The sequence below is a fragment of the Citromicrobium bathyomarinum genome (genome assembly GCA_001306305.2).
Taxonomy (GTDB): domain Bacteria; phylum Pseudomonadota; class Alphaproteobacteria; order Sphingomonadales; family Sphingomonadaceae; genus Alteriqipengyuania; species Alteriqipengyuania bathyomarina.
Window position 1 is genome coordinate 1,427,242 of sequence record CP155577.1, and the last position, 26,226, is coordinate 1,453,467.

A 26,226-nucleotide genomic window follows, 5' to 3' on the forward strand; every position below is an offset into this window, starting at 1 on the left:
CAGCGCAAGCGCTTAATCGCCGAAAAGACGGACAAGCACATTCAGCCAGTCGCCATTGCGCGCATCCGGCGTCTTCCGGACCGCGCTGGAAGGCTCCGGGCAGGCGAGGCAATAGGCGCGCATTCCCGGCGTTGCGATGATCTTCTGCAAATCTTGCGCGATCCGTGCCGGCGTCTGTGCTTCGCGCTGAGCGGTCATCGCGAACAGGTCGCCGCCGCGTGCCCTGGCATCGCCGCCGCCGACCAGCTGACGCAGCAGTGTCTGGTATTCGCTGGATTCGCTGCCGAGGAAGCGCGCGTGGTAGGCGTCGTCTTCCAGCCCGGCCTTGCCCGCGACCCATGCCAGCGCATCGTCGAGATCGCCGAACTGGTCGACCAGCCCGTTCTGGCGGGCGGTGCCGCCGTCCCACACGCGGCCCTGGCCGATCGCATCGATCTGCGCGGGCGTCTTGCCGCGCGACTTGGCGACGATACCGAGGAAGCGGTCATAACCGTTCTCGATCGAGGCCTGCAGGATCTGCTCGGTCTCCGGATTGAAGCCGCCGACGAAATCGGGCTGGCCCGACAGCGGCGTGGTGCTGACTCCATCCGCGCTCACGCCGACCTTGCTGGCCAGCTTCTCGAAGGTGGGGAGCACTGCGAAGATGCCGATCGAGCCGGTGATCGTTTCGGGTTCGGCAAAGATGCGGTCGGCCGGGGTCGAAACCCAGTAGCCGCCGCTGGCCGCGACATTGGCCATGCTGACCGCGACGGGGATGCCCTTGGCCTTGTGCCGCAGGATCGCCTCGCGGATCGCTTCGGAGGCGAGCACGGAGCCGCCCGGCGAATCGACCCGCACGACCAAACCCTTCAGATCGTCGTTCAGCGCATCGTCGAGCAGGTCGGCGATCCGGTCGCCGCCCGCGGTGCCGGGGCCGGCATCGCCATCGACGATCTCGCCCGCGATGGTCACCACGCCGATCGCATCGCCACTATCGTCGAATGGCTTGTCCGCCAGCCAGGTGGCAAGATCGGTATGGGCGAAGGAGCCGGGCTTGCTGTCGCTCTTGTCCTTGCCCGCAATCTCCGCAACGCGATCACCGAAGGCGGTCCAGCTGCCAAGCTTGTCGACCATGCCTGCGGCAACGGCTGCCTTGGCAATGTCGCCATTGGCCGATGCGACCCACTCGGCAGGGGTCTGCGCGACACGTTCGATGTCGATCTTGGGGCGGGCCTTCTTCACGCTCGCCTGCCATTCGCTCCACAGCTCGCCATACAGCTCGCGCGCATTCTCGCGTGCGGGTTCGGACATGGAATTGCCCAGATAGGGTTCGACCGCCGACTTGTAGGTGCCGACCTTGAACACGCGTGCATTGACGCCGAGCTTGTCGAGCAGGTCGCCGTAATACAGGCGCTTGCCGCCCGGCCCGGCGATCATCGCGCCGCCCAGCGGATCGAGCCAGACTTCGCTGGCATGTGCGGCGAGGCGCAGGCCGTCGTCCGAATAGGCCATGCCATAGGCGAGCACAGGCTTGTCCGCCGCGCGTACCCGGTCCAGCGCAGCGCCCATTTCGCGCAGGTGCACCGCGCCCGCGCCGAGGAACGTGCGCATGTCGAGCACGACCGCCTTGACCCGGTCATCTTCTGCAGCGGTGTCCAGCGCATGGACCAGATCCTGCACGTCGTGCTCGCCGGTCGGGGCTTCGCCGGAGAGGAGTACGGAGAACGGGTCGATCGGTGACTTTTCCTCGACGATGAAGCCATCGAGGTCGAGCAGCAGGGCGCCATCCTTGACGCTCGCCGGGTTGGGCCGCGCGGTCAGGATTGCGAACAGCAGCGCGAAGAACAGCAGGAGGAACAGCAGCGAGAGGCCGTCCTTGATCCCAACCAGCAGTTTCCAGACGTTCTTCGCAAATTCCATGGTATCGAGAGCCCCGTAGCTTTTAGCTTCCCATACCTAAGGGGCGTTAACACGAACCTCCAGCCGAATGTGCTTGAGCGACATACATGCCTCGACTAGTGGCATTGCTTTAATGGCATCCGCAGGTTCCCCCCCGAATTCCGACCGCTTCCCGGCGGGCGGACACGCATTCCCGCATCCCAGCCTGACCGGCATCGCGCAGCTGGAGCGGCACGAGATCCTCTATCTGCTCGCCGAGGCGGAGCAGTGGGTCGAGTTCAACCGCCAGCCGGACAAGCATTGCGACCTGCTGGCCGGGATGACGATCATCAACGCCTTCTTCGAAAACAGCACGCGCACGCTGCTCAGCTTCGAGATTGCGGGCAAGCGATTGGGTGCGGATGTGGTCAACATGCATGCCGCGCAGTCGAGCGTGAAGAAGGGCGAGACGCTGCTCGACACCGCGATCACGCTGAATGCGATGCGAGCGGACGCGATCGTCATCCGCCACGCGTCGAGCGGCGCGGTCGACCTGATCGACGGCAAGGTGGATTGCCCGGTGCTCAACGCGGGCGACGGGAGCCACGAACACCCTACGCAAGCGCTGCTCGATGCGCTGGCGCTGCGCCATGCGCTGGACGAGCGGGGCGAGGGCGCGGAGGACTTTACCGGCCTCGTCGTCACGATCTGCGGCGATATCGCGCATAGCCGCGTCGCGCGATCCAACATCCTGTGCCTGCAGGCGCTGGGTGCCAGCGTGCGGGTCTGTGCGCCGCCCGCGCTGATGCCGGCGGGGATCGAGATGATGGGCGCGAAGCCTTACGTCGATTTCGATGCCGCGCTGGAAGGGGCGGACGTCGTGATGATGCTGCGCCTTCAGGCGGAGCGGATGAGCGGGCAGTTCATCCCCTCCACCCGCGAATACCACCACCTCTACGGGCTGACGCAGGAGCGTCTGCGCCGCGCCGCGCCCGATGCGCTGGTGATGCATCCCGGGCCGATGAACCGCGGCGTGGAGATCGACAGCGACGTGGCCGACATGCTCGACCGGTCGATCATCACCCGGCAGGTGGAGATGGGCGTCGCGGTGCGGATGGCCTGCCTTGACGTGCTGACCCGCCGCGCGCGCGGGGTTCCCGGATGGGAACGCCCGCTGGGCCAAGGGCAGTGGAAGTGAGGGGGCGGCAATGAAACAGACCCGACCCATCACCTTCGTCAACGGCAAGCTGGTGACGCCCGAGGGTGTCGTCGACGGCGCTCTGCAGATCGCCGACGGGATGATCGCCTCGATCGGGGCAGGGGGAGCCCAGCCCGACGACGAGGTTGTCGACGCGAAAGGCAAACTGGTCGTGCCGGGCCTCGTCGATCTCGGCGTGTTCGCGGTCGACAAGCCCGCGTTCCATTTCGGCGGGATCAGCCGCGCCGCGCTGATGCCCGATCAGTCGCCGCCGCTCGATCTGCCGAGCCGGGTCAACTACATCGCCAAGAGCGGCAAGCCCGACTTCTGGGTCCACCCGCTGGCCGCTGCGACACGCGGACTAGCCGGGGAGGAACTGGGCGAAGTCGCGCTGATGCGCGAGGCGGGCGCACGCGGGATCGCCACCGGCAGGCGCTGGATCGCCGATAGCGGCGTGATGCTGCGCGTGCTGAGCTATGCGGCGATGCTCGACATGGTCGTGGTCGCGCATGCCGAGGATGGCGGGCTGGCGGTCGATGCCGTGGCAAGCGCGGGCGAAATGGCGACCCGGCTGGGCCTGCCCAGCGCACCGCCGCAAGCCGAGGCGCTGGCTGTCGCGCGCGACATCGCGCTCGCCGAGATGGCGGGTGCGCGCATTCATTTCCGTCAGCTGACGACCGCCGCCGCGCTCGATCTGGTGCGCAGCGCCAAGGCGCGCGGTGTGGCGGTGACCGCGGGTGTGACGCCTGCGCATTTCATGCTCTCCGACCTCGCGATCGGGGACTTCCGCACCTTTGGCAGGCTCTCGCCGCCTTTGCGCAGCGAAGACGATCGCCACGCGGTGGTCGCGGCGATTGCCGACGGGACGATCGATGTGATTTCGAGCGGGCACGATCCGCGCGGACCGGAGGACAAGCGGTTGCCCTTCGCCGATGCGGAGCCCGGGATGGCAGGTGCGGAAACGTTGCTGTCGACCACGCTCACGCTGGTGCGCGACGGGGTTATCGATCTGCCGCGCGCGTTCGATCTGCTGGCGGGTGCGCCCGCGCGGCTACTTGGCGTCGATGCGGGCCTGCTGCGCGAGGGCCATGAAGGCGACATCGCACTGGTCGATCCGGAGAAGCCGTGGATCGTGGACCGGCGCAAGATGGCCGCGACTGCCGACAACACTCCGTTCGACGGTCAGCCGATGCAGGGCCGGGTGCTGGGCCTGTGGAAGGGCGGCGTCAGGGTCGACTAGCCAGTCGACCGACGCCCCCGTTCAATCTGAGAGCCACTTAGCGGGTCGCGACCCGGCGGCCCGCGTCGAGCGTGCCGGGTAGCGGCCTGCTCTGTTCCCACGCGATGCAACCGTGACCGGAGGCCTTGACCGTGCGGCACAGCGACTGCGCGCTCGATGCGGCAAGATTGCCGGCCGACAGGCGGTAATAGATCCGCCCGTTGACCTTGGCGCGGGTGATCACCTGCTCGCGGCTTGCGACCTGCGGGTGGCGTTTGACGAAGATCGCCCAGCCGCGCTTGGCATCGGCTTCGCTGCCATAGCTGCCCAGCTGCACCAGGTGCGTGCCGCCTGCGAGGTCTTCGCGCGCTGCGGAGGCCGATGCCTGGGCGGGCTTGGCTGCCGCAACCGGTGCGGGCGCAGGCGCGGCTCGCGCAGGGATCGACTGGACCACCGGTGCGCTGGCGAAACTTGCGGCGGGCGCAGGCTTGGGCGCGGGCTTCGGCGTGGCGGAGGCCTTCGCATCCGCCTTGGCAAAGGTGCTGTCGAAATCGGTTGAGACGGTGTCGCGCGCGCCCACCGCAGCGTCGAGCGGGGCGAGCGCGCGGGCCGCTCCGCTGGAAGCAAGCAGATCGACCGGCGGAAGTTCGCCCGTGACCGGGCTCGCGGCAGCGGTTGCTGCGGCAGCCTTTGCGAGCATCTGATCCGCATTCGGAGCGCCGCCCAGCGCGAGTTGCGCGGGCATGCCGGAATCGGCCTGCGGCTGCACGCCGAGCAGGTTGGCGATGCGGGCGGTGTAGTCTTCCGGCCGGGCGACGCGCGCCCATTCGGAAATGCGCGCATCCAGTTCACCCGGGGCGACGTCTTCTGCGGCGATGATCCGCGCGGCGGCCCAGTTGCCGCCCAGCGCGTAGGCATAGGCGAGATTCTGGCGCATGGTCGGAGTATTCTCCCCGCCACGCAGCGCATTCTGCATGATCTGTGCGCCCAGTTCGGGATTGCCCGCCAGCGCATAGGCGAGGCCCAGATCCGCCGGAGCGATCGCATCGCGCCATTCGCCCAGCGTCTCGATCGCGGCGCGGTTGTCGCCCAGTGCGATCGAGGCGAGTGCATAGCGCAGCGCGGTGCGCGGGCTCACATCGCCGAGCACCAACGCCTCTTCGAGCGCCTGCTGTGCGGATGCGAAGCGGCCCGCCGCGAGGTAGGAGGAGCCGAGCTCTGCCTTTGCCGCCGGATCATTCGGCGCGGCAAGCACGGCCTGTTCGGCCAGGGTGATTGCCTTTTCGGTATTGCCGTCGGCGCGGGCCGTGGCGGCATCGCTGGCCGATGCGGTTTTCGAACCGCCGATGCCGCTGGCGCAGCCGGTCAGGCCGAGCGTGGCCAGCGCGGTGGCAAGCATCAGGGTTTTGGAAAAGTTCTGGCGGATCATCGGTTCATCCCTCCTTGTGGGGGCGCGATTGGACGCGGGCGACAAGCTGTTCGAGCTCGGGTGTGGCGGCGAACATGGCGTCCACCGCTTCGGTGACGAGCGCTTGCGCGCTCCGGTTGGCGAGCGTGCAGGCCAGCCGCAGCTTGAGATGACGCTCTGGGTCCAGGCGCAGCGTGAAGGCGGTGCGCTTGCCCTTCGTTGTGGCCTTTGCTTCGCCCCTCACTTGAGGCGCGCTGGCGACCGCGAGACCGGGACGCGGGAGGCGCGGGGCCTTGGTGCGAACGGCCGCGACCGGTTCGGCTACGTCCGGCTCGCTGGGAGTTTCGTCGGCGCGATCCTGCTCCGGTGCGGTCTCATACGTGGGCGCGGCTGTGCTGCGCGCGTGCTTGCCAAGCGGGGCGAACGCGCTGTCCGGCGCGTCTTCGGCGGCATCGTGATAGTCGGCTGGCTGAGCGGTCTCGCGCGCGACCGGCTGCGTATCGCCGGGTTCGCCCAGATCGTTCCAGCCCAGATCCTCCAGCGCACTCTCCGCCGGCAGCGGGTGCTGCATGTGCGCCCCCGCGACTGTGCCATCGACCATCGGCGACTGACGGCGCATGGCCGGTTTCGCGCCGCCCTTGCGGGCAAGCAGGCCGGGGGAAAGCGAGGCAAAGCTCATGTCGGTCATGCCCGGTGCACCTACTGCGCGACCCGGCGGCCGAACACGCCCTGGCGCGGGGCCTGCGGCAGGTGGGCCGCCGCGCCGGGTGCGGCGAAGACCGTCCGGCGGAAGTTCTTTTCCAGCCGGTCGGACACGTAATTCCACAGCGCGGCGATCTCCGTCGCGCTACGGCAATCGGGATCGATTTCCATGACCGTGCGGCCGTCGATCATCGATGCGGCGAAATCGGTCCGGTGATGGACGGTCACCGGAGCGACTGTGCCGTGCTGGCTCAGCGCGACCGCCGCTTCCGAAGTGATGCGCGCCTTGGGTGTCGCGCCGTTGACCACGAAGACCAGTGGCTTGCCCGCGCGTTCGCACAGGTCGACCGTCGCGCCGACCGCCCGCAGGTCGTGCGGGCTGGGACGGGTCGGCACGACGATCAGTTCTGCAACCGAAATGACCGACTGGATCGCCATCGTGATGGCGGGCGGGGTGTCGATGACGGCAAGCTTGAAGCCCTGCTCGCGCAAGGTGTGAAGATCATGCGCGAGCCGCGCGACCGTGGTCTGCGCGAAGGCCGGATAATCCTCCTCGCGCTCGTTCCACCAGTCCGCCAGTGAGCCCTGCGGATCGATATCGATCAGCACCACCGGCCCCGCGCCTGCACGCTGGGCCTGGACTGAAAGATGGCCGGACAAGGTGGTCTTGCCCGATCCGCCCTTCTGTGAAGCCAATGCCAATACCCGCACCGGGACTGTTCCCCCAATTATTGCACGTCCCGCATCGTTCACCCGCAAACGGGTTCGATGCACGCGTATGGCTTCGCAGGATGTCCTTTATTTAGGGTTAAGGCAGGGAAGGCCGATCGCTTCGCATACTGAGAAAGACCGACGGTAAAGCCAGCCTGCGAAAACGTCGCACAACGGGGCGGGACGTTGCTACTGCGTGGCGAGTGGTTCGCAGGCGTGGTAATCGCGGGTTAACCATCTCCCGCTAGCGCGGAAGGTGAACACGTGCGATCGGCAATGACGGGGAACACCATGACGACGCGAAACGGTCGCAAATTCGGCCTCCGGGCGTCCCTTGCAGGCGCATTGCTGACCCTGCCGGGGCTGGCGCTGGCCGACGTCAATGATGGCGTCGCCGCGTGGGAGCGCGGGGATTACGAGACCGCCGTTGCCGAATGGCGCGGACCTGCTGGGCAGGGCGATGCCGACGCGCAGTTCAACCTGGGCCAGGCCTATCGTCTTGGTCGCGGGGTCGAACAGAACACGCGCCAGGCCGAAGTCTATTACGCAAAGGCCGCAGCGCAGGGGCATTTGAAGGCGGCGGACAATCTGGGGCTGCTGTTGTTCCAGAACGGCCGCCGCGAAGAGGCGATGCCCTACGTCGTTGATGCCGCCGAGCGCGGTGATCCGCGCGCGCAATATCTGCTGGGCATCGCGCATTTCAACGGCGACCTGGTCGCACGCGACTGGGTGCGTGCCTATGCGCTGATTACGCTCGCCAATGCGGCGGGCCTGCCGCAGGCGGCCAGCGCGATGCAGCAGATGGACACGCATATTCCGCTCGACCAGCGGCAGCAGGCGCAGGCGCTGGTGCCGCAGCTCAAGCGCAATGCCGATGCGCAGCGTGCGAGCCGTTTTGCCGCCGCCGATCTTGGTACGAGCGATGCTGCGCCCTCGCGCTCCGCATCCGTTCCTGCCGCAGCCCCGCCTGTCGCGACCAGCGCGCCGGGTGTCCCGACACCGGGCCGCCCGGACCGTATCCCGCGCCCCATCACTCAGACCCGCGTGGCGCCCTCCGTGGCCGCCGCACAGTCCGCGATTGCCGAGGCGAGCCGCGTCACCGGCACCGAGAGCCCCGCAGATGCGGGTGCGACTTTCGCGCGTCGCAGCACGCCCGCAGCAGCCGATCCGCGCGCGGTCGAGCCGCAGCCGACCACGCCGGTCGTCGCGCGCGCCGCCCCGCAACCGCGACCGCGACCCGAGCCGCGTGTCTCACCGCGTCCCGAACCGCAGCCAGCGCCCGTGCGGGCGGGTGCGGGCAGCGGGCCCTGGAAAATCCAGCTCGGTGCCTTTGCCGTCAATGGCAATGCGGAGCGTCTGTGGGCGCGCCTTTCGGGCCGCAGCGAGCTTGCCGGGGCGACCCGCGTGCTCGAACCTGCGGGCCGCGTGACCAAGCTGCTTGCTGGCGGCTATGCCAGCCGCGATGCGGCGCAGAGCGCGTGCAATGCGCTCAAGCGCAGTGGGCAGGACTGTCTCGTCACCCGCTAGGCTTTTCATCGGGCGAGATCGCGCGCCCGTCGAAGGCAATTCCCCTGTGCCCACCCTGCTGTTAGGTGTCGGGTAACAGGGGGAATCTTTTCAATGACCGAAGCGGTAGCGGCGGCAACGCCGGATCAGGATACGAGGGCCTCAGGCGCTGCCGAAAAGGCTGCGCCGATTTCAGCCACCGGCGCTGCGCGTCTGCTGAGTCTCGATTTTACCCGCGGGATCGCGGTGATGGGCATTCTGGCGGCCAATATCGTCGCCTTCGGTCAGCCGATGATCGCCTATATGTGGCCCGAAGGCTTCCTGACCCCGCATGATGCGACGTCGGACTGGATGTGGGTCGCGCAGTTCGTGCTGATCGACGGCAAGATGCGCGGGCTTTTCACGCTGCTGTTCGGGGCGGGGATGTATCTGTTCCTGGAGAAGGCATGGGCGCGCAAGCAGGGGCGCTGGCTTCAGGCGCGGCGGCTGTTCTGGCTGCTGGCGTTCGGCATGGTCCATTTCTTCTTCATCTGGCGCGGGGATATCCTCACGCTCTATGCCACCTGCGGATTTATCTGCCTGCTGTTCGTGAAGTGGGGCCCCAAGACCCAGCTGGGCGTGGGGATATTCTTCTATGTTGTCGGTGCCGCGATCTTCAGCGCGCTGGCGGGCATGTTCTACTGGATCATGGAGCTTGGCGGCGCAAAAGTGCTGGCCGAGGCAGGCGGACAGGGCGGTGGTCCTTCAACCCCGGCAGAGGTGCGCGATAGCTTCGGGGTGATGAAGACACAGGGCCTCGATATCGCGCAGGCCGACGCGTCGCTGGTTCAGTCGGGCGATTATTTCGGCTGGGTCCACTACAACCTGACCGAGCACTGGGTTGAGCCGCTGACCGGTTTCCTGTTCTTCGGATTGGAGACCATCCCGCTGATCCTGATCGGCATGGCGCTTTATCGCCTTGGCCTGTTCGACGGGCGTCTGAATGCGAAGAAGCAGGCGATCTGGGGCGCGATCGGTGTCGTGATTGGCCTCGCCGGATCGCTTGCCATCGGGCTGTGGGCGCTGGAGCGGGGGCTCAGCTTCCATTCGACCTTCCTCAGCTTCGTCGGCACCAGCGCCTTCGTCCGCCTGCCCTTCGTGATCGGGCTGGCCGCGCTGCTCGCGCTGTGGGGGCCGAAGGCGACCGGCTGGCTGGGATCGCGCGTCAGCGCGGCGGGCCGGATGGCGTTCTCCAACTATCTGGGCACGTCGATCCTGATGCTGTTCGTGTTCCACGGCTTCGCGCTGGGCCTGTATGGCGAGCTTACGCGGCCGCAACTCTACATCGTGATGCTGGCTGCGTGGGCGATCATGCTGGCGTGGTCGAAGGCGTGGCTGTCGGTCTATCGCTTCGGCCCGCTGGAATGGCTGTGGCGCTGCCTGACCTATGGCAAGCTGTTCCCGATCCGGCGGACGCGCGAGGCAGGGTGATCAGAGCGGCACTCGCGATCGGCCTCGCCGCCGTGCTGGGTGGGTGTTCCGAGCCGATCGAGACGCGCGATATCCCCGGCGTCTATACCGGAACGCTGGGCGAGGGCGCGGCCTATCGCCTCGAGATGGGCGAGGACATGCGCTACCGCTTCTGCCGGGCGGAGGAAGCAGACTGCACCCCGCCCGAAGATCGCGGAGACTATCAGGTGGTGCGGCTGGGCTCGACATCCATCGTCCGCTTCAGCCTGTTATGCGCGCCGTTCGAAGGGGAATGCAGGAATTACGAGGCCGACGCAAAACTGCGCCGTCCGGGGTCGGTCGAGATCGCCTTCGTCGACGAGGCGGGCACCGCGCATGTGTTCGTGAAGCAGCGCTAGGAGGCGGGCGCACATTTTGACTTGTTTGTGAGAACAAGTCGCATTAACAATGTCCTTGCGAGTCGTTTGCAGGAGACTGTTCCGCCAATGTACGTTTGCATCTGCAATGCCATCCGGGAGACGGATCTGCGCCGCGCCGCCGTGCACTGCTCGGGCGATGCAGAGGCGTGTTACGCGGCGCTCGGCAAGCGTCCGCAATGTGGCTCATGCCTGTGCGATGCCGATGCGATCGTGTTCGAGGAACGCGAGCTCGGGTGCTGCAAGGCTGCGGCCTAGGCGCATTCGCAATAACGCGCCTGCCACTGCGAGGCGCTCTCAAAAGCCCGGAAATCTGCGATTTTTTGCGCCTTCGCCCTTGCGGAGTTGCCTGATCGACGCCTAAGCGTGGGGCAATTCACATTCACAGGAGCATGCGGCCATGAAGGGCGACGACAAGGTCATCGAATATCTCAACAAGGCGCTCACCAACGAGTTGACCGCGATCAATCAATACTGGCTGCACTACCGCGTGCTGGCCGACTGGGGCGTGACCAAGCTTGCCGAATACGAACGGCACGAGTCGATCGACGAGATGAAGCATGCCGACTGGCTGGCGGAGCGGATCCTGTTCCTCGAAGCGCTCCCGAACTTCCAGGCGATTCACAAGCTGAAGGTGGGCGAGACGGTCGAGGAAATCCTCAAGGCCGATCTGGCGCTGGAGATGGAAGCGATCCCGCTGCTGCGCGATGCCGCAGAATACGCCAAGAGCGTGAAGGACTACACGTCCGAACAGCTGTTCGAGAACATCCTCGCGAGCGAGGAAGAGCATGTCGACTTCCTCGAGACGCAGTTCGACATGATCGAGCGGATGGGCCTGCAGAACTACGTCCAGCTGCAAAGCCACCCGGCGGGCGAGGGCGAGACCGGCGCAGGCGCGCCCTAGGCCCTCTGGCCGCGCCTGCTAGAGCGATGCGCCGGAGTCATCGTCCTCCGCCGCGCGCTCTGCCTTGCGGCGCATGATTTCCCGGCTGCGACGGCGGCGATCTTTCGCGCTGCCCGTCGCCAGTCGCGTTTCCAGCAGGAACAGCACCAGTCCGGCGACCATCAGGCCCATGGTGGTAATCCAAGCGACTGCGGTTAGCGTGCCGATCTGCGTCTCGATGAAGGCGCTGACGAACAGCAGGCCGATGACGATGCAGATCGCCAGGGCGCTGGCGGTGCAGAACATCACCGCGCCCTGCGCATAGACCCTGCGCCGCTCCAGTATCGGCAATTCTTCCGGCCTGCGGCCCGCTTCGCCGAGCTCGGCCGCTTCTTCGATCGCCTCGATCCGGGTCGCGATCCAGATCAACCGCTGGGTCATCGTGTTCATCACCGCGCCGATCGCGGCGAGTAGGAACACCGGCGTCAGGCTGAGTTGCAGCACCTGCTGCACGCGCATCGTGTTGCTGGTGCGGTTGACCAGATCGCTCGCAAAATCGGCGCCGGAAGCAGCCAATAGGTCGATCATTGCTCGCTCGCGTAGGGGTTCTTCGATGTCTTCAGCACCACCCGCACGGGCACTGCGTCGAAGCCCAGTTCGCGCCGGATGCCGTTGACCAGATAGCGTTCGTAAGAGGTCGGCAGCATGTCCAGCCGGGTGCCGAACACCACGAAGCGGGGCGGGCGGGTGCCGGCCTGGGTGATGTAGCGCAGTTTGATCCGCTTGCCGCCCGGGGCGGGAGGCGGGTTCGCCTCCAGCGCATCGTCGAACCAGCGATTGAGCGCGGAGGTCGACACGCGCTTGCTCCAGGTCTCGCGCAGCTGGAACGCGGCGGCGATCAGCTGATCGAGGCCCTTGCCGGTCTTCGCGCTGACCGCGATCAGCGGCAGACCGCGTACCTGCGCCAGCCCTTCATCGAGCGCGAAGCGGATGCCGTTGAACAGCTTGCTCGGCTCGGCGGCCACATCCCACTTGTTGATCGCGATCATCAGCGCGCGCCCTTCCTCGATCGCGAGGCTGGCGATCTTGAGGTCCTGATGTTCCAGACCCTTGGTCGCATCGAGCATCAGAACGACGACTTCGGCGAAATCGACCGCGCGGCGCGCGTCTGCGACCGAGAGCTTTTCCAGCTTCTCGACCACGTTGCGCTTCTTGCGCATCCCCGCAGTGTCGATCAGGCGCACTTCGCGCGTGTCGCCGCTGTCGGGATCGGTCCATTCCCAGTCGATCGCGATCGAATCGCGGGTGATGCCTGCTTCCGGCCCAGTCAGCAGGCGATCCTCACCCAGCATTCGGTTGATGAGGGTCGATTTGCCCGCATTGGGCCGCCCGACGATCGCGAGCTTCAGCGGCCCGGTGGGGACGCCGTCTTCGTCCTCTTCGCCCTCATCCATCGCCTCCAGCGCGTCGCCCGCTTCGGACTTCTCGCCAATGATTGGCCACAGCGCCTCGAACAGGTCGGCAGTGCCTTCGCCGTGTTCGGCGGAAATGCCGATCGGCTCGCCCAGGCCGAGCGAGTAGGCTTCGAAAATGCCTGCGTCGCCGCTGCGCCCCTCGGCCTTGTTGGCGACCACGATCACAGGGACGTCTGCGGTGCGAAGCCAGTTGCCGATCTCGTTGTCGAGCGGGGTGAGCCCGGCGCGCGCGTCGACCACGAACAGCACCGCGTCGGCATCGGCGATGCTGACTTCGGTCTGCATCCGCATCCGGCCCGGCAGGGTGCTGGGGTCTTCGTCTTCCCACCCGGCGGTATCGACGATGGTGAAGCGCATGCCCGCAAGCGTCACGTCACCGAATCGCCGGTCACGCGTGACGCCCGGCTGATCGTCGACCAGCGCGAGCTTCTTGCCCGCCAGCCGGTTGAACAGGGTGGATTTGCCCACATTGGGGCGCCCGATAATGATTACGCGAGGCAGCATAGGGACGGCAGTTGGGCCTTGCCCGCGCCGTTGGCAAGCGCCCTCGCGCTCCTGGTAGACGAAAAGGCGAAGGAACGGGGCGCAAAGGTAAACGCGCTGTTAACCAGTCTTCTGAGGCTGATGGAAAGGCACGACCGGCAAAACTTTGCCGTATGAATTGCCGCCCCCATCTCTTCGTCCTCCCCCTCGCCGCAGTCGCTGCAAGTCTTGCAGTTCCGCCACTTGTCGCCGCTCAGGCACAGGTCGCCGCGGACGCAAGCGCGGCGTCGAGCGGCAGCGAATTGCCGCCTTACCTGCAATGCGTGCCCTATGCGCGGCAGGTCAGCGGGATCGATATCTACGGTGATGCCCACACCTGGTGGGATCAGGCCGAAGGCCGGTTTGCGCGTGGCCACACGCCTCGTGAAGGCGCGGTTATGGCTTTCGTTCCCACCGGCAATATGCAGCTGGGCCATGTCGCGGCGGTCGCCAAGGTGATCGATTCGCGCACCGTACTGCTCGACCATGCCAACTGGTCGCCGATCAATGGACGGCGCGGGCAGATCGAACGCAATGTGAAGGCAGTCGATGTCTCGCCGAACAACGACTGGAGCCAGGTGCGTGTGTGGTACTATCCGCTGCAGGCGCTCGGCACCACGCCGTGGCCGGTGCAGGGCTTCATCTATCCCGATGGCAAGGCGAAGCCACGCACGCAGCAGCGCTTTGCGCAGGCGGTCCCCGCGCCGGTTCGGCCGCAGCCGACCCGTGAAGAGCCGTCGCGCGCCTTCCTCGCCGCCTTTGCCGATGCGCCCCCGGCGCGCGCACCGCAGACGCGGACAAGCCAGCCGCGCGTGACGCAGGCGGCATACAGGCCCGCACAGGCCGCGTCCCAGGCGAGCTACGCGACCGCGCGACCGCTCACTCCGCGCCGCGTACAGGCGAGCGCAGGGCGGTCAGGCGGCGATGCTGTGGTCGAGCGCGCCGTCGCGCTCTACGATTAAAGGCTTGGAGCGGGGGAGGGCTCAGTCGTCCAGACGGGCGACCGGCGCATCCTCGCCCAGATCTTCGAACCAGGCCTCGACAGGGCCCTTCAGCTTGAGGGTGAGCGGCTGGCCCTTGCGGTCCATCGTCCGCCCGGCCTGCACGCGTACCCAGCCTTCGCTGATCGAATATTCCTCGATATCCGTGCGCTGACGGCCCTTGAAGCGGATGCCCACTCCGCGCTGCAGCACCGCCTGGTCGAAATGCGGGCTGCGCGGATTGACCGACAAGTGCATCGGCGGGACGTCCGCACCCTTGGTTTCGGGGGCTTGCGTGGGGGTGTTCTCGGGGCTTTCTTCGGTCATGGCGCTGGCCGATAGACAGACCGGCGGGGCCTGACAATACGGCGCGCGTATCGGTGGCGTATCAATCGGGCGTCAGGCTCGACCCGTAGAGCGAGAAACGGCGCGCGTGCGCAATCCGCAGTCCCGCATCGAGACGCTCGCGATCAATCTCGCTGGTCCATGAACTGCGCTCCAGCAGCGGATTGCCGCCGGGGCCGTCCTTTTCGAGTTCCTTGGACGAGAGACGCCCATTGGCCGGATTGACCGGCGGAACGATCAGCCTTCCGAGCGCCTTGGCGCGCTTTTTCATCTTCGATTTCATTTTTTCACCCATCCAAATTTGACATATTTGTTACACTATCCACTGTGTATGTAACCTAAACGTCATAATCAAGTTTCCGCGCCCTTCCGGAAATGCCCGCAGGCGGAGCGCTTGCCCTTTGCGCGCAGACGCTCTAGACGCGCCGGTCTGTCGTGGATGGCTCCCGCCATTCGCGCGTCCTCGTTCGGATTGCGGGCGTGGCGGAACTGGTAGACGCGCTTGGTTTAGGTCCAAGTATCGCAAGATGTGGGGGTTCGAGTCCCTTCGCCCGCACCAGCCTCGCCCCGCGATGCAATCAGCACTCTTTGTCGGAAAGCACGTAAGACCACTCATGCAGATCACCGAGACCGCCAACGAAGGCCTCAAGCGCGCCTATCTCATCACGATCCCCGCGAGCGAGATCGACGACCGGATCAAGGCCGAGGTGAAACGCATCGCGCCTCAGGTGCGCATGCCGGGCTTCCGCCCGGGCAAGGTGCCCGCCAACCTCGTACGCAAGATGCACGGCGAGCAGCTGCACGCGCAGGTCGTCAACGACACGATCCAGTCTTCGGTCGACGAGCTGATGAAGGACAAGGGCCTGCGCCCGGCGATGCAGCCGACCGTCGCGCTCAAGGACGGCTACGATCAGGGCAAGGATGCCGAGATCGACGTTAGCCTCGAAATCCTGCCTGAAATCGACACGCCCGACGTGGACGGCATCAAGCTGGAACGGCTGGTCGTGCCGGTGGACCAGAGCGCGATCGACGAGACGCTGCAGCGCATCGCCGACCAGAACAAGACCTACAAGGACGCCGCGAAGACCAAGAAGGCAGCCGATGGCGACCAGGTCATTATCGATTTCGTCGGCTCGATCGACGGTGTCGAATTTGAAGGCGGCAAGGCCGAAGACGCCCCGCTGGTCATCGGCTCGGGCACTTTCATTCCCGGCTTCGAAGACCAGCTCAAGGGTGTGAAGACGGGCGACGAGAAGACCGTGAAGGTCACCTTCCCCGAAGAATATCAGGCCGACCACCTGGCCGGTAAGGACGCCGAATTCGCGGTCACCGTGAAGGCGGTGAAGACGCCCGAAGACAGCGAGATCGACGATGATTTCGCCAAGAACCTCGGCCTCGAAAGCGCGGACAAGCTGCGCGAACTGGTCAAGGCGCAGATGGAGCAGGAAACTGCCGGCCTGACCCGCACCCAGATGAAGCGCCAGCTGCTCGACGCGCTGGCCGCCGGTCACGATTTCGCCGTGCCCGAGGGCATGGTCGATGCCGAATTCGAGCAGATCTGGCAGCAGCTGATGCAGGAAGCCTCGCGCGAGGAAGATTCCGAAGCGGCCGTCAAGGAAATCGAGAGCGAGCGCGACGATTACCGCCGCATCGCCGAGCGCCGCGTGCGTCTGGGCCTGCTGCTGTCCGAAATCGGTCAGGCCAATGGCGTGCAGATCAGCAGCCAGGAAATGTCGATGCTGATGCAGCAGGCTGCGCAGCAGTATCGCCCGGAAGACCGCGAGCGGTTCATGCAGTTCATCCAGAACGAGCCGATGGCTGCCGCCCAGCTGCGCGCTCCGCTGTATGAAGACAAGGTCGTCGACTTCCTGTTCGAGAAGGCCGAAATCGAAGAACGCGAAGTGACCCGCGAAGAGCTGGAAGCCGCGATCGAAGCGGAAGAAAGCACCGAAGCCGAAGCCGCCAAGGCGAAGAAGGCCCCGGCCAAGAAGGCGGCTGCGAAGAAAGCTCCTGCCAAGAAGGCCGCTGCCAAGTCGGACGACAAGGCTGACGACAAGCCCGCAGCGAAGAAGGCCCCGGCCAAGAAGCCCGCAGCCAAGAAGGACGATGCTTCCGCCGAGAAGAAGCCCGCCGCCAAGAAGGCTCCCGCCAAGAAGCCTGCGGCCAAGAAGGCCCCGGCGAAGAAGCCTGCTGCCAAGAAGGACTAAGCGCGCAGGCGCTCAGTCTTGAGAGACAAACGCGCGGGGCGGTCGGCTAGTTGCCGGTCGCCCCGCTCGCGTTTTCGGCTGCCGGATTTCCCGCCTCAGGCATCCAGCGGGTGAAATCGGGTGTCGGGATGCTCGCACTGCGCGCCCGCTCGTAGGCTGCGCCTGCCTTCAGCACTTCCCAGTCCTGCCATTTGCCGCCGATGATGGAGAGGCCAACGGGAAGCTCCTCGATCGCGCCCATCGGCACGGTCAGGTGCGGATAGCCCGCGATTGCAGCCGGGCTGCCGAAGCCGATCCTGCCGTTGAAATTGTCGCCGTTGACCAGATCGCTGACCCAGGCCGGCCCGCGCGTCGGGGCGACCAGGAATTGCACGTCGTACTCGGCCAGCAGCCGGTCGATGGTCTGCTCACCGGCGAGGTGGACCGCGTTCTCGCGTGCCGCCTCGTAAGCTTTGCGATCGGTTGTGGTCTCCGCCAGCTCGAAGATGCCTTGCCCGAACCAGCGCATCTCGGCGCGCTCATGCCGCTCGTTGAAGGCAATCAGATCGGCGAGGCTGCGCGGCGTCATCTTCTCGCGACCACCGATCGGCGGGATCGAGCCGAGGTATTGGCCCATCCCCTCGCGCAGCTCGAACAGCAGCACCTGGAAGCTGTCGCGCGATATCTCCTCGTTCGCCTCGAACTCGATATCGACCAGCGTTGCGCCTGCCGCCTCCAGATCGGCCAGCGCGGCGTCGAACACTGCGCGCAGGTCGGCACGGTTGCCTGCCTGCCTGCGCATCACCCCGATCCGCACGCCCGCCAGTGAGGCATCGGGCAGCCCTTCGGCAAAGTCGCGCTTGTAGCGGTCAGCCTCGGCCGTGGCAGGGTCTGCCGGGTCGCTGCCCGCAATCGCGGTCAGCAGCACGGCGGCATCCGTCACGCTGCGGGCCATCGGCCCGGCGGTGTCCTGCGTGCTGGAGATCGGCACCACATGAGTGCGGCTGACCAGCCCGACAGTAGGCTTGAACCCGACCACGCCGTTGATGCTGGCGGGGCAGGTGATCGATCCGTTGGTCTCGGTCCCGATTGCGGCCCATGCGAAGCCCGCGGCGACCGCTACAGCGCTGCCCGAGGATGATCCGCAGGTATTGCGATCGATCGCGTGGGGATTGCGGGTGAGACCGCCCACCGCGCTCCATCCGCTGGTGGAGTTGAAATCGCGGATATTGGCCCATTCGGAAAGATTGGTCTTACCCAGCACCACACCACCTGCCTCGCGCAGGTTTGCGATCAGCGGTGCGTCGCGGCGGGTCATGTTTCCGGCGAGCGCGAGGCTGCCGGCGGTGGTCGCAAATTCGCGGGTCTCGATATTGTCCTTCACCAGCACGGTGCGGCCTTCGAGAGGGCGTTCGGTCATCGTAACGGCAACTGCGGCAGCGTCGGGATTGAAGGCGATGACGGCGTTGAGCATCGGCCCCGCATCATCCAGCGTCCTGATTCGGGCAATCTGCGCGTTTGTGTCGACAATCGCGCTGGGCGGCATTTCCTGGATGACGATCACGTCATCGGCGCTCTCCGCCTCATGTGCCAACGACGGCGATGCAGCGACAATGGCGAGCGCGAGTACCGCGAGCGAGGTGTATGTCTTCATGGGGCGCGATGCTGCGTCAGCACCGCGCCCCCGTCAATTGCCTGTGCGGATTACCCGAAGGTCACTTCCTTGGCATTGTTGATCACCGTGCCGAGGATCCCGTAATCCTTCGCTTCTTCGGTGTTCATCCAGAAATCGCGATCGATATCCTTGATCACCTTTTCCACCGGCTGGCCGGTCGCATCGGAAATCTTGTGCGCGATGCGTTCGCGCATTTTGACGATTTCCTGCGCCTGGATCGCGATGTCGCTGGCCATGCCGCGCGCACCGCCCGAGGGCTGGTGGATCAGGAAGCGCGTGTTGGGCAGGCAGAAGCGGCGCTCTGCCGGAACGCTGAGGAAGATGTGCGTCGCGATGCTGGCGACCCAGCCGGTGCCGATCATGGCGACGGGCGAGGCGATGAAGCTGATCAGATCGTGGATCGTGTCACCCGATTCGACATGGCCGCCGGGCGAATTGACGATCACCCTGATGGGCTCGTGGCTGACATGGTCGAGATAGAGCAGCTGCATCGAAATGCGCTCCGCCATCTTCTGGTCCACGCCGCCGAAGATCAGCACGGTGCGTGCATCGAGGAACTTGTTCATCATCGCCGCGCCGGCGTTGGAGATGTCCTTGTCCGTCTCTTCCTCGTCATCGGCGCGGAAGGGGATGGGGTTGCTGGGCATCGTCATAAATCAGGCTCCTTGGGCGCATCGCCATCAAGAATTGGGCACCGCGCATGTTGTTGCGGCACAACTGGCGCGCGCGGGCTTTCCATTCAAGCCTTGATGATGAAAGGATGAGACCAGATATAGGCGGCCAAGACAGATAAGGACCCTTCATGCAATTCGACGAATCCGGCTATTTCCGCGACCCCGCAACCGGCGCGCTGGTGCCCGTGGTGGTCGAACAGACCAGTCGCGGCGAACGCAGCTTCGATATTTTCAGCCGCCTGCTGCGCGAACGGATCGTGTTCCTCACCGGCCCGGTGGAAGATGGCATGGCCAGCCTCGCGGTGGCGCAGCTGCTGTTTCTCGAGAGCGAGAACCCGTCCAAGCCGATCAGCATGTACATCAACTCGCCCGGCGGGGTGGTGACGGCCGGGATGGCGATCCACGACACCATGCAGTACATCCAGCCGCGCATTTCCACGGTGTGCGTGGGCCAGGCCGCGTCGATGGGCAGCTTCCTGCTGGCTGCGGGCGAGCCCGGCATGCGGATCGCGCTGCCCAATGCGCGGATCATGATCCACCAGCCTTCGGGCGGCGCGCAGGGCATGGCTTCGGACATCGAGATTCAGGCGCGCGAGATCCTGCGCATTCGCAAGAACATGAACGAGCTCTACGCCAAGTACACCGGCCAGCCGCTGGAGAAGATTGAGGAAGCGATGGATCGCGATACCTTCCTCGATGCGCAGGAAGCCATGAAGTTCGGCCTCGTCGACAAGGTCTTCGAAAGCCGTCCGCAGGGCGATTCGGGCGACGACTCGAGCAGCGAACCCGAAGGATCGGGCGGGGCACCGGCCTGACGGGCCTCCCGCCGTCCCGGCGCCGGCGTGGCCTCAAGGCCACAAGGCTCTGAAAAATGAGGGCGTAAATTTACGCGGGGGCTGTCTTCAGCCCTTCGCAAGGCGATTCGTGCGACACATGCCTAGGTTGCATTGGCGTGCATGAAAGTTACATTCGTAAGGTTCTCCGCAGCTGCGGGGATTCGAGGATAGCAGGATTATGAGTAAATTGAGCGGAACGGATAGCAAAAGCACGCTGTACTGCAGCTTCTGCGGCAAATCGCAGCATGAGGTGCGCAAGCTGATCGCCGGGCCGACCGTTTTCATCTGCGATGAGTGTGTCGAGCTGTGCAACGACATTATTCGCGAGGAAACCAAGGCCGGGCTGACCGGGCGCAAGGAAGGCGAAGTGCCGACCCCGTCCGAGATCTGCGCCACGCTCAACGATTACGTGATCGGGCAGGAACGCGCGAAGCGCGTGCTCTCGGTCGCGGTGCACAACCACTACAAGCGTCTGAAGCACGCCGGGAAACAGGGCGACGTCGAACTGGCGAAGTCGAACATCCTGCTGGTCGGTCCGACCGGTTCGGGCAAGACGCTGCTCGCGCAGACGCTGGCGCGTACCTTCGATGTGCCCTTCACGATGGCCGACGCGACCACGCTGACCGAAGCGGGCTACGTGGGCGAGGATGTGGAGAACATCATCCTCAAGCTGCTGCAGGCCAGCGACTACAATGTCGAGAAGGCGCAGCACGGGATCGTCTACATCGACGAGATCGACAAGATCACGCGCAAGGCGGAAAACCCCTCCATCACCCGCGACGTGTCGGGCGAGGGCGTGCAGCAGGCGCTGCTCAAGCTGATGGAAGGCACCACTGCCAGCGTGCCGCCGCAGGGCGGGCGCAAGCATCCGCAGCAGGAATTCCTGCAGGTCGACACGACGAACATCCTGTTCATCTGCGGCGGTGCCTTCGCCGGGCTCGACAAGATCATCGGCGACCGCTTGCAGAAGCGCTCGATCGGCTTCGGCGCGCATGTCGCCGACCCGGACAAGCGCCGGATCGGCGAACTGCTCGAAAAGAGCGAGCCGGAAGATCTGCTCAAGTTCGGGCTGATCCCCGAATTCGTCGGCCGCCTGCCGGTGATCGCCTCGCTGCACGACCTCGATGTCGATGCGCTGGTCACGATCCTGCAGGAGCCCAAGAACGCGATCGTCAAGCAGTATGCCAAGCTGTTCGAGCTGGAAGGCGTGGAACTGACCTTCAACGATGACGCGCTGCGCGCGATTGCCGAGCGTGCGATCAAGCGCAAGACCGGTGCCCGTGGCCTGCGCTCGATCGTCGAGGGCCTGCTGCTCGACACGATGTACGACCTGCCCGATCTGGAAGGCTGCAACGAAGTCGTGATCGACAAGGACGTGGTCGAAGGCCGCAAGGAACCGATCCGCGTGTTCGACGGCGAAGGCGGCAAACGCACCGCGTCGGACGCTGCCTGATCGCGATGGTGTTTGTGCGATGGTGGCCGCATTTAGCGACGGTCGTTGTCGTCACTGCGGCAGCTGCTGCTCTGGAGCTTTTTGTACCACAAGTGGCAGATTCGGAGAGCGAATGGTTTGCTTATATCGCCGGTTGGGCAACGTTATTCGGCTTATCGGTCGCTCTTATTGAAGTGCATAGGGTCACGACCAAAGCCCAAGCGGTGGCGAAGGGACAGCGAACCGTCTCCGATAAAGTTCAGCAGGAAAGAAAAAATCGCGATTTGACCGAGTGTCGGTTGGCTATCGAGTCCGCGCTAGAGCTTTTCGATCAGCAAAAGCCTGCTTCTTCGCGCGATCTAAGTAGAATAATATATCTTTATTCATATTCGTTCCCGGACGAATATAAAGACGATAAGTCTCTAGTTCACGGCCACTGCTTGGTAATTCGGGGTTATTTAGCAAGCAGCGCGACGCCTAGCTATCGCGATACAGCTGCTATTCGCGGTGCGATGACAGACATGACTGCGAACATCGGGCGTGAACTATCGTCGCTAAAGTACGGAGAAATAATATGATTCCGAAGCCTTTGCGGCCGTTCATTCAAAAGTTGAGAGAAGAAACGGATGCTGGAAATATTGACTGGGTCGAGGCAGCCGGTGAGCGCGCCTTCAGTGCCTCCCATAAAGATTTTCATCTTCACATATGGACTGGATTTGACGACTTCACCGAACGGGCATTTGCATCATTCAAAATGAGCGGACCATCTTCGATCTCTTTCAGTACTGATCACGGTGAACCCGATTACGAGATTCTTATGGACCTTGTTTCCTCAGTAGAGGTAAATGCTGCGAATTTTGACGAAGATGTAATAAAGAACTTTTTCTCCTAGAAAACCCCGCCCGGCAGGAGGTAGTGCCGGGCGGGGCCCTGGTGCGACACCGGTGCTGGATAGCGGGGGTGCGCTTGCCGGTGCCGCTAGGGGAGGAAGAAGATCAGTTCGGCATCGATACCGTGTCGGTCACGTGGATCACGCCGTTAGACTGGAACACATCGGCCTGCGTCACGGTGGCCATGCCGCCCTTTTCATCGACCAGCACGACATTGCCGCCCATCATCTTTGCGGTCAGCGTGCCGCCTTCCACGGTGGTCAGCTTCGCCATGCCGCCACCCTGCCTGATCTTCATCATCAGATCGCTGGCCGACACCCGGCCCGGAACCACATGATAGGTCAGGATCTTGGTCAGCATCGCCTTGTTCTCGGGCTTCAGCAGCGTGTCGACCGTGCCAGCAGGCAGCTTCGCGAACGCAGCATTGGTGGGCGCGAACACGGTGAAGGGTCCGGGGCCGGACAGCGTGTCGACCAGGCCGACAGCCTTCACAGCGGCGACCAGCGTGGTGTGATCCTTCGAATTGACCGCGTTTTCGATGATATTGCGCGTGGGATACATCGCCGCACCTCCCACCATCACCGTCGTATCGGCACTGGCGCTGGCCATCTGGCCGTCGTCCATATCGTAGGAAGCGCATGCGCCCAGCAGGGCAGCACTGGCAGCAAGCATAAGGGCAGCTTGGGCTTTCTTGGCGAACATCGTCGATCTCCTCATTTCCGTTTTCCCGTCGGTGAGGAGTTACGAGGCGGGTCGCGCGGCGGATGCAGCGCGCGCCGGAAATCTTTTTGGTGCTCAGGTTTTCGCCAGAGTGCCCTGAGCCACCACCGGCCCCGGCGCAGATTTGTCCGGCGCGCCGCCGAGTGGTTCTTGGCTCAGCAGGATCTGCGCGCCCTGCCGCATCGCGCCCGCAAGCGCGGGGTCGAGCGACACGCGTTGCTGCGTGCCCGGTGCGATCACGCCCAGCGATTGCGGCTGTGCACCTTCGCCCGGCGGCATCAGCCACAGCTCGTGATCGTGCACCCCGTCGGCGGTCAGGCCATCGGCGGCGACAAGCAGTTCCTCGCGCTCGGGCAGGAAGGTTACGCCGATACGCAGCGGGGTGTCGGCAATCGGGATCGAGGCGACCAGTGGCGGCGCATCGGTCGCAGGATCAGGCGCAGGCGTGTTGTCCAATGGCACGAACAGCAGCGCGACGGCGGCAACCGCCGCGACCGCGCTACCGGCGGCGATCCGCTGCCACACCGCGACCCGGCGCTGGAGCAGAAACACGGGGCTGGGTGCCTCGTCCCGCTCCTCCAGCTCGCCTGCGATCCGGCTCCACACCTCGGGCGAAGGGGCGGCGCGCGCAGGTTCGTCCAGCAGCGGAGCCAGCCGCGTTTCCCATTGTGCGACCAGCCCCGCAAACGCAGGTTCGCGCGCCATGCGACCGCGCACTGAGAGCAGGTCTTCGCCTTCCAGCAGACCCATCGCGTATTCCGCAGCGAGCAGCTCGTCGCCGGAGAGTTCGGGCATATCGTGTCCGGGCGTGCTCATTCACCGCCCTCCATGCAGGTGCGCAGCTTCAGCAGGCCGCGCCGGATCCAGCTTTTCATCGTCCCCAGCGGCACTGCGTTGCGCTCCGCCAACTCGGCATAGGTGCGTCCTTCGAGGAAGGCGGTGCGGATCGCCCCGCGCTGCGGCTCGTCGAGCGTGTCTAGGCAGGCGTGGACCCGCGCGGTCCGCTCCGCATCGATCAGCAGATCGTCGGCGGACGGGTCGCCATCGGGTAGCTCTGCCGCCGCTTCCACGGGCACCGCGCCGCGCCGCACCTTGCCGGTGCGCAGCCGGTCGACCGCGCGGTTGCGCGCAAAGGTTGCCAGCCACGCGATCGGGCTGGCGCGCTTCGCGTCGTAGCGGGCGGCATTGCGCCAGAGGGTGATGTAAACGTCCTGCAAGGCGTCTTCGGCTTCTTTCCTGTCCCCCAAGATACGCAGGCAAATGCCGAAAAGCTTCACGCTGGTGAGGCGATAGACCACTTCGAGGGCTTCCCGGTCTCCCTTCGACAGGCGGAGCATGGCCGCCTTCAGCTGCTCGCGGCGTTCTGGGCTGGCCGGTGTCATTGCGGCGATACGCTCGCGGAGGACTGGTGGTTCAAAAGTTCGCTCACGGTGACGATGTCATATCCGCGATCGCGCAACTGGGCCAGAATCATCGGCAGAGCTTCGCGCGCGGTGGCGTTGCCGCGATACATGGGGTGGATCAGGATGATCGATCCGGGGCGCACCCGCTCCACGATGTCGCGCGCGTAGTCCGCCGGTTCGGGGAACTCTTCGGCCCGGTCCGCGACATCCCAGGTGATCGTCTTCAACCCCGCACGCTCCACTTCCAGCGGCAGGCCCACCAGCTTGCGGCCATAGGGCGGGCGAAACAGGTCGCTGTCCGATCCGATGCCACGCAGCAGTTGCCCGGTCTTGCCGAGTTCCTCGCGATAGAACGCCCGGGACCGGCCGACATTGCGCTGGTGGCTGTAGGTGTGGTTGCCCAGTTCGTGGCCCGCAGCAAGGATCTGGCGCGCGGCCTGCGGGTGACGTTTCAGGTCTTCGCCGATCAGGAAGAAGCTGGCCCTGGCATCGTACCGGTCGAGGATCGGCAACACGGCAGCAACTCCGCGCGGCGTCGGGCCATCGTCGAAGGTCAGGGCGACGATCTTGTCGTCGGTCTCGACCCGGCAGGTCAGATCGCCGATGAGCTGGAAGCACGGGGCCTTGGATAGGCTGTTGAGGCCGACCAGCAGGGCCAGGACGGCGACGATTCCCACACCGCCCCAGACAACAAGCTTTCTTCCCATCAACACCCACCCTCGCAGTTGCGCGTCCGCTCGATCTGCAAGGTGGTATGGCCGATCTTGTGCTCATGGGCGAGCCGCTGCGCGACCAGAGCGAGGAAGGCGTCGCCCGGATGGCCCTCTGGCATCACCAGATGTGCGGTCAGCGCGGTCTCGGTGGTCGACATGGGCCAGATATGCAGGTCGTGCACCTCGGTGACGCCGGGCTCGCTTTCCAGCGTGGCGCGCACTGCGGATTCGTCCACCCCTTCGGGAACGGCGTTGAGGCCCAGCTTCAGGCTGTCGCGCGCGAGGCCCCAGGTGCCCCAGCCGATCACAGCGAGGATCACGAGGCTGGTGGCGGGATCGAGCCACACCGCGCCGGTCAGCAGGATCGCGACGCCGGCAATGACCACGCCGACCGAGACCAGCGCATCCGCCGCCATGTGCATGAACGCGCCCTGGATGTTGAGATCGTCCTTGCGTCCGCTGACGAACAGCAGCGCGGTGGCGGTGTTGATGACGATGCCGACGCCCGCGACCCAGATCATCGTCCAGCCTTCCGGCTCCACCGGGTTCATCAGCCGGTCGATTGTCTCGAACAAAATCGCGCCGATGGCGATCATCAACAGCGCGGCATTGGCTAGCGCGGCGAGGATCGTGGAGCTTTTAAGGCCGTAGGTGAAGCGCGGGGAGGGCGGCCGCTTGGCCGCCGCGCTCGCCCCCCAGGCGATCAGCAGGCCGAGCACGTCCGACAGGTTGTGGCCCGCATCCGCGACCAGCGCCATCGAGCCGGAGATATAGCCGAAGCTCGCCTCGACCACGACGAACACGGTGTTGAGCGCGACGCCGATCGCGAAGGCGCGCCCGAAATCGGCTGGCGCATGGGAATGGCCGTGCCCGTGCGCATGGTCGTGAGAATGATCGTGACCCATCGATCGATTGCCCTTCTGCCGGCCCCTGTCTGCCATCGGCGGACTAGGCGCAGCCTCCGCCGCTGCACAAGAAAAATCTCGTTAAATCAGCTAGATATGGAATATCATTCGACAAGATCGA

Annotated in this window: 28 protein-coding genes and 1 tRNA gene; 14 read left to right on the top strand and 15 right to left on the bottom strand. The window is 65.1% G+C overall.

Annotation, left to right across the window (positions count from 1 at the left end):
- Positions 1-12 precede the first annotated feature (12 nt).
- A complete protein-coding gene (gene sppA / locus VO57_007015; GenBank protein ID XBL71077.1) occupies positions 13-1,899 on the bottom strand; it encodes a signal peptide peptidase SppA in 1,887 nt (628 codons plus the stop codon).
- 112 nt (positions 1,900-2,011) lie between these two features.
- On the opposite strand from sppA, the gene VO57_007020 reads away from it, so the two are divergent.
- Together VO57_007020 and VO57_007025 are read left to right on the top strand one after the other, a co-directional pair.
- Positions 2,012-3,055 carry an aspartate carbamoyltransferase catalytic subunit gene (locus tag VO57_007020; protein XBL71078.1) on the top strand — a complete coding sequence of 348 codons (1,044 nt, stop codon included), beginning with the start codon at positions 2,012-2,014 and terminating at the stop codon, positions 3,053-3,055.
- A gap of 10 nt (positions 3,056-3,065) precedes the next feature.
- Positions 3,066-4,295 carry a dihydroorotase gene (locus VO57_007025; GenBank protein ID XBL71079.1) on the top strand — a complete coding sequence of 410 codons (1,230 nt, stop codon included), beginning with the start codon at positions 3,066-3,068 and terminating at the stop codon, positions 4,293-4,295.
- A gap of 37 nt (positions 4,296-4,332) precedes the next feature.
- Here the strand turns inward: VO57_007025 and VO57_007030 are convergent, their stop codons facing one another.
- Genes VO57_007030 through VO57_007040 form a run of 3 tightly spaced genes read right to left on the bottom strand, consistent with a single transcriptional unit; the run spans position 4,333 to position 7,095 of the window.
- A complete protein-coding gene (locus VO57_007030; GenBank protein ID XBL71080.1) occupies positions 4,333-5,703 on the bottom strand; it encodes a tetratricopeptide repeat protein in 1,371 nt (456 codons plus the stop codon).
- 4 nt (positions 5,704-5,707) lie between these two features.
- Positions 5,708-6,370, bottom strand: a complete 663-nt coding sequence (locus VO57_007035; protein ID XBL71081.1) for a hypothetical protein — start codon at positions 6,368-6,370, stop codon at positions 5,708-5,710.
- Between the two features lie 11 nt (positions 6,371-6,381).
- A complete protein-coding gene (locus VO57_007040; protein XBL71082.1) occupies positions 6,382-7,095 on the bottom strand; it encodes a ParA family protein in 714 nt (237 codons plus the stop codon).
- Between the two features lie 291 nt (positions 7,096-7,386).
- Here VO57_007040 and VO57_007045 point away from each other — a divergent pair, with 291 nt between their 5' ends.
- The 5 genes from VO57_007045 to bfr all read left to right on the top strand — a co-directional run bounded on the left by VO57_007045 (position 7,387) and on the right by bfr (position 11,370).
- Positions 7,387-8,622, top strand: a complete 1,236-nt coding sequence (locus VO57_007045) for an SPOR domain-containing protein (GenBank protein XBL71083.1) — start codon at positions 7,387-7,389, stop codon at positions 8,620-8,622.
- A gap of 93 nt (positions 8,623-8,715) precedes the next feature.
- Positions 8,716-10,071 carry a DUF418 domain-containing protein gene (locus VO57_007050; protein ID XBL71084.1) on the top strand — a complete coding sequence of 452 codons (1,356 nt, stop codon included), beginning with the start codon at positions 8,716-8,718 and terminating at the stop codon, positions 10,069-10,071.
- Complete coding sequence (locus VO57_007055) at positions 10,068-10,448, top strand: hypothetical protein (protein ID XBL71085.1); 381 nt, start codon at positions 10,068-10,070, stop codon at positions 10,446-10,448. Before VO57_007050 ends, VO57_007055 begins: the two co-directional genes overlap by 4 nt.
- A gap of 87 nt (positions 10,449-10,535) precedes the next feature.
- A complete protein-coding gene (locus VO57_007060; GenBank protein XBL71086.1) occupies positions 10,536-10,724 on the top strand; it encodes a ferredoxin in 189 nt (62 codons plus the stop codon).
- A gap of 142 nt (positions 10,725-10,866) precedes the next feature.
- A complete protein-coding gene (gene bfr, locus VO57_007065; protein XBL71087.1) occupies positions 10,867-11,370 on the top strand; it encodes a bacterioferritin in 504 nt (167 codons plus the stop codon).
- 18 nt (positions 11,371-11,388) lie between these two features.
- Here bfr and VO57_007070 read toward each other — a convergent pair whose 3' ends face one another.
- Together VO57_007070 and der are read right to left on the bottom strand one after the other, a co-directional pair.
- Positions 11,389-11,937 (bottom strand): DUF2721 domain-containing protein, encoded by a 549-nt coding sequence (locus tag VO57_007070; GenBank protein ID XBL71088.1) that lies wholly within the window; start codon positions 11,935-11,937, stop codon positions 11,389-11,391.
- Positions 11,934-13,328 carry a ribosome biogenesis GTPase Der gene (der, locus tag VO57_007075; GenBank protein ID XBL71089.1) on the bottom strand — a complete coding sequence of 465 codons (1,395 nt, stop codon included), beginning with the start codon at positions 13,326-13,328 and terminating at the stop codon, positions 11,934-11,936. Before der ends, VO57_007070 begins: the two co-directional genes overlap by 4 nt.
- 152 nt (positions 13,329-13,480) lie before the next feature.
- Between der and VO57_007080 the strand changes: the two genes are divergently transcribed.
- Positions 13,481-14,308, top strand: a complete 828-nt coding sequence (locus tag VO57_007080) for a CHAP domain-containing protein (protein ID XBL71090.1) — start codon at positions 13,481-13,483, stop codon at positions 14,306-14,308.
- A 21-nt stretch (positions 14,309-14,329) separates the two neighbouring features.
- On the opposite strand, the gene VO57_007085 is transcribed toward VO57_007080, so the two are convergent.
- Together VO57_007085 and VO57_007090 are read right to left on the bottom strand one after the other, a co-directional pair.
- Positions 14,330-14,653 (bottom strand): DUF3297 family protein, encoded by a 324-nt coding sequence (locus tag VO57_007085; GenBank protein XBL71091.1) that lies wholly within the window; start codon positions 14,651-14,653, stop codon positions 14,330-14,332.
- Positions 14,654-14,714: 61 nt separating this feature from the next.
- Complete coding sequence (locus VO57_007090; GenBank protein ID XBL71092.1) at positions 14,715-14,942, bottom strand: hypothetical protein; 228 nt, start codon at positions 14,940-14,942, stop codon at positions 14,715-14,717.
- A 203-nt stretch (positions 14,943-15,145) separates the two neighbouring features.
- Between VO57_007090 and VO57_007095 the strand changes: the two genes are divergently transcribed.
- Positions 15,146-15,230 (top strand) — tRNA-Leu (locus VO57_007095).
- A 55-nt stretch (positions 15,231-15,285) separates the two neighbouring features.
- On the top strand, positions 15,286-16,878 hold the full coding sequence (tig, locus tag VO57_007100; protein ID XBL71093.1) for a trigger factor: 1,593 nt from the start codon (positions 15,286-15,288) through the stop codon (positions 16,876-16,878).
- A gap of 46 nt (positions 16,879-16,924) precedes the next feature.
- Here the strand turns inward: tig and VO57_007105 are convergent, their stop codons facing one another.
- Together VO57_007105 and VO57_007110 are read right to left on the bottom strand one after the other, a co-directional pair.
- A complete protein-coding gene (locus VO57_007105) occupies positions 16,925-18,511 on the bottom strand; it encodes an amidase (protein ID XBL71094.1) in 1,587 nt (528 codons plus the stop codon).
- A 50-nt stretch (positions 18,512-18,561) separates the two neighbouring features.
- Positions 18,562-19,185 carry an ATP-dependent Clp protease proteolytic subunit gene (locus tag VO57_007110; protein ID XBL71095.1) on the bottom strand — a complete coding sequence of 208 codons (624 nt, stop codon included), beginning with the start codon at positions 19,183-19,185 and terminating at the stop codon, positions 18,562-18,564.
- A gap of 149 nt (positions 19,186-19,334) precedes the next feature.
- On the opposite strand from VO57_007110, the gene VO57_007115 reads away from it, so the two are divergent.
- The 4 genes from VO57_007115 to VO57_007130 all read left to right on the top strand — a co-directional run bounded on the left by VO57_007115 (position 19,335) and on the right by VO57_007130 (position 22,366).
- Positions 19,335-20,021 (top strand): ATP-dependent Clp protease proteolytic subunit, encoded by a 687-nt coding sequence (locus tag VO57_007115; GenBank protein XBL71096.1) that lies wholly within the window; start codon positions 19,335-19,337, stop codon positions 20,019-20,021.
- 199 nt (positions 20,022-20,220) lie between these two features.
- Complete coding sequence (gene clpX / locus VO57_007120) at positions 20,221-21,495, top strand: ATP-dependent Clp protease ATP-binding subunit ClpX (GenBank protein XBL71097.1); 1,275 nt, start codon at positions 20,221-20,223, stop codon at positions 21,493-21,495.
- 14 nt (positions 21,496-21,509) lie between these two features.
- On the top strand, positions 21,510-22,052 hold the full coding sequence (locus VO57_007125; protein ID XBL71098.1) for a hypothetical protein: 543 nt from the start codon (positions 21,510-21,512) through the stop codon (positions 22,050-22,052).
- Positions 22,049-22,366: a hypothetical protein gene (locus tag VO57_007130; GenBank protein XBL71099.1), complete on the top strand. Its 318-nt coding sequence runs from the start codon at positions 22,049-22,051 to the stop codon at positions 22,364-22,366. Before VO57_007125 ends, VO57_007130 begins: the two co-directional genes overlap by 4 nt.
- Positions 22,367-22,469: 103 nt before the next feature.
- Here VO57_007130 and VO57_007135 read toward each other — a convergent pair whose 3' ends face one another.
- The 5 genes from VO57_007135 to VO57_007155 all read right to left on the bottom strand — a co-directional run bounded on the left by VO57_007135 (position 22,470) and on the right by VO57_007155 (position 26,105).
- Positions 22,470-22,988: a fasciclin domain-containing protein gene (locus VO57_007135; protein XBL71306.1), complete on the bottom strand. Its 519-nt coding sequence runs from the start codon at positions 22,986-22,988 to the stop codon at positions 22,470-22,472.
- 171 nt (positions 22,989-23,159) lie between these two features.
- Entirely contained in the window at positions 23,160-23,900 is a 741-nt protein-coding gene (locus VO57_007140; GenBank protein XBL71100.1) for an anti-sigma factor, read from the bottom strand.
- Complete coding sequence (locus VO57_007145) at positions 23,897-24,466, bottom strand: sigma-70 family RNA polymerase sigma factor (GenBank protein ID XBL71101.1); 570 nt, start codon at positions 24,464-24,466, stop codon at positions 23,897-23,899. Before VO57_007145 ends, VO57_007140 begins: the two co-directional genes overlap by 4 nt.
- Positions 24,463-25,194, bottom strand: a complete 732-nt coding sequence (locus VO57_007150; GenBank protein ID XBL71102.1) for a polysaccharide deacetylase family protein — start codon at positions 25,192-25,194, stop codon at positions 24,463-24,465. The genes VO57_007145 and VO57_007150 overlap by 4 nt, the downstream gene beginning before the upstream one ends.
- Complete coding sequence (locus tag VO57_007155) at positions 25,194-26,105, bottom strand: cation diffusion facilitator family transporter (GenBank protein ID XBL71103.1); 912 nt, start codon at positions 26,103-26,105, stop codon at positions 25,194-25,196. The genes VO57_007150 and VO57_007155 overlap by 1 nt, the downstream gene beginning before the upstream one ends.
- Positions 26,106-26,226 lie beyond the last annotated feature (121 nt).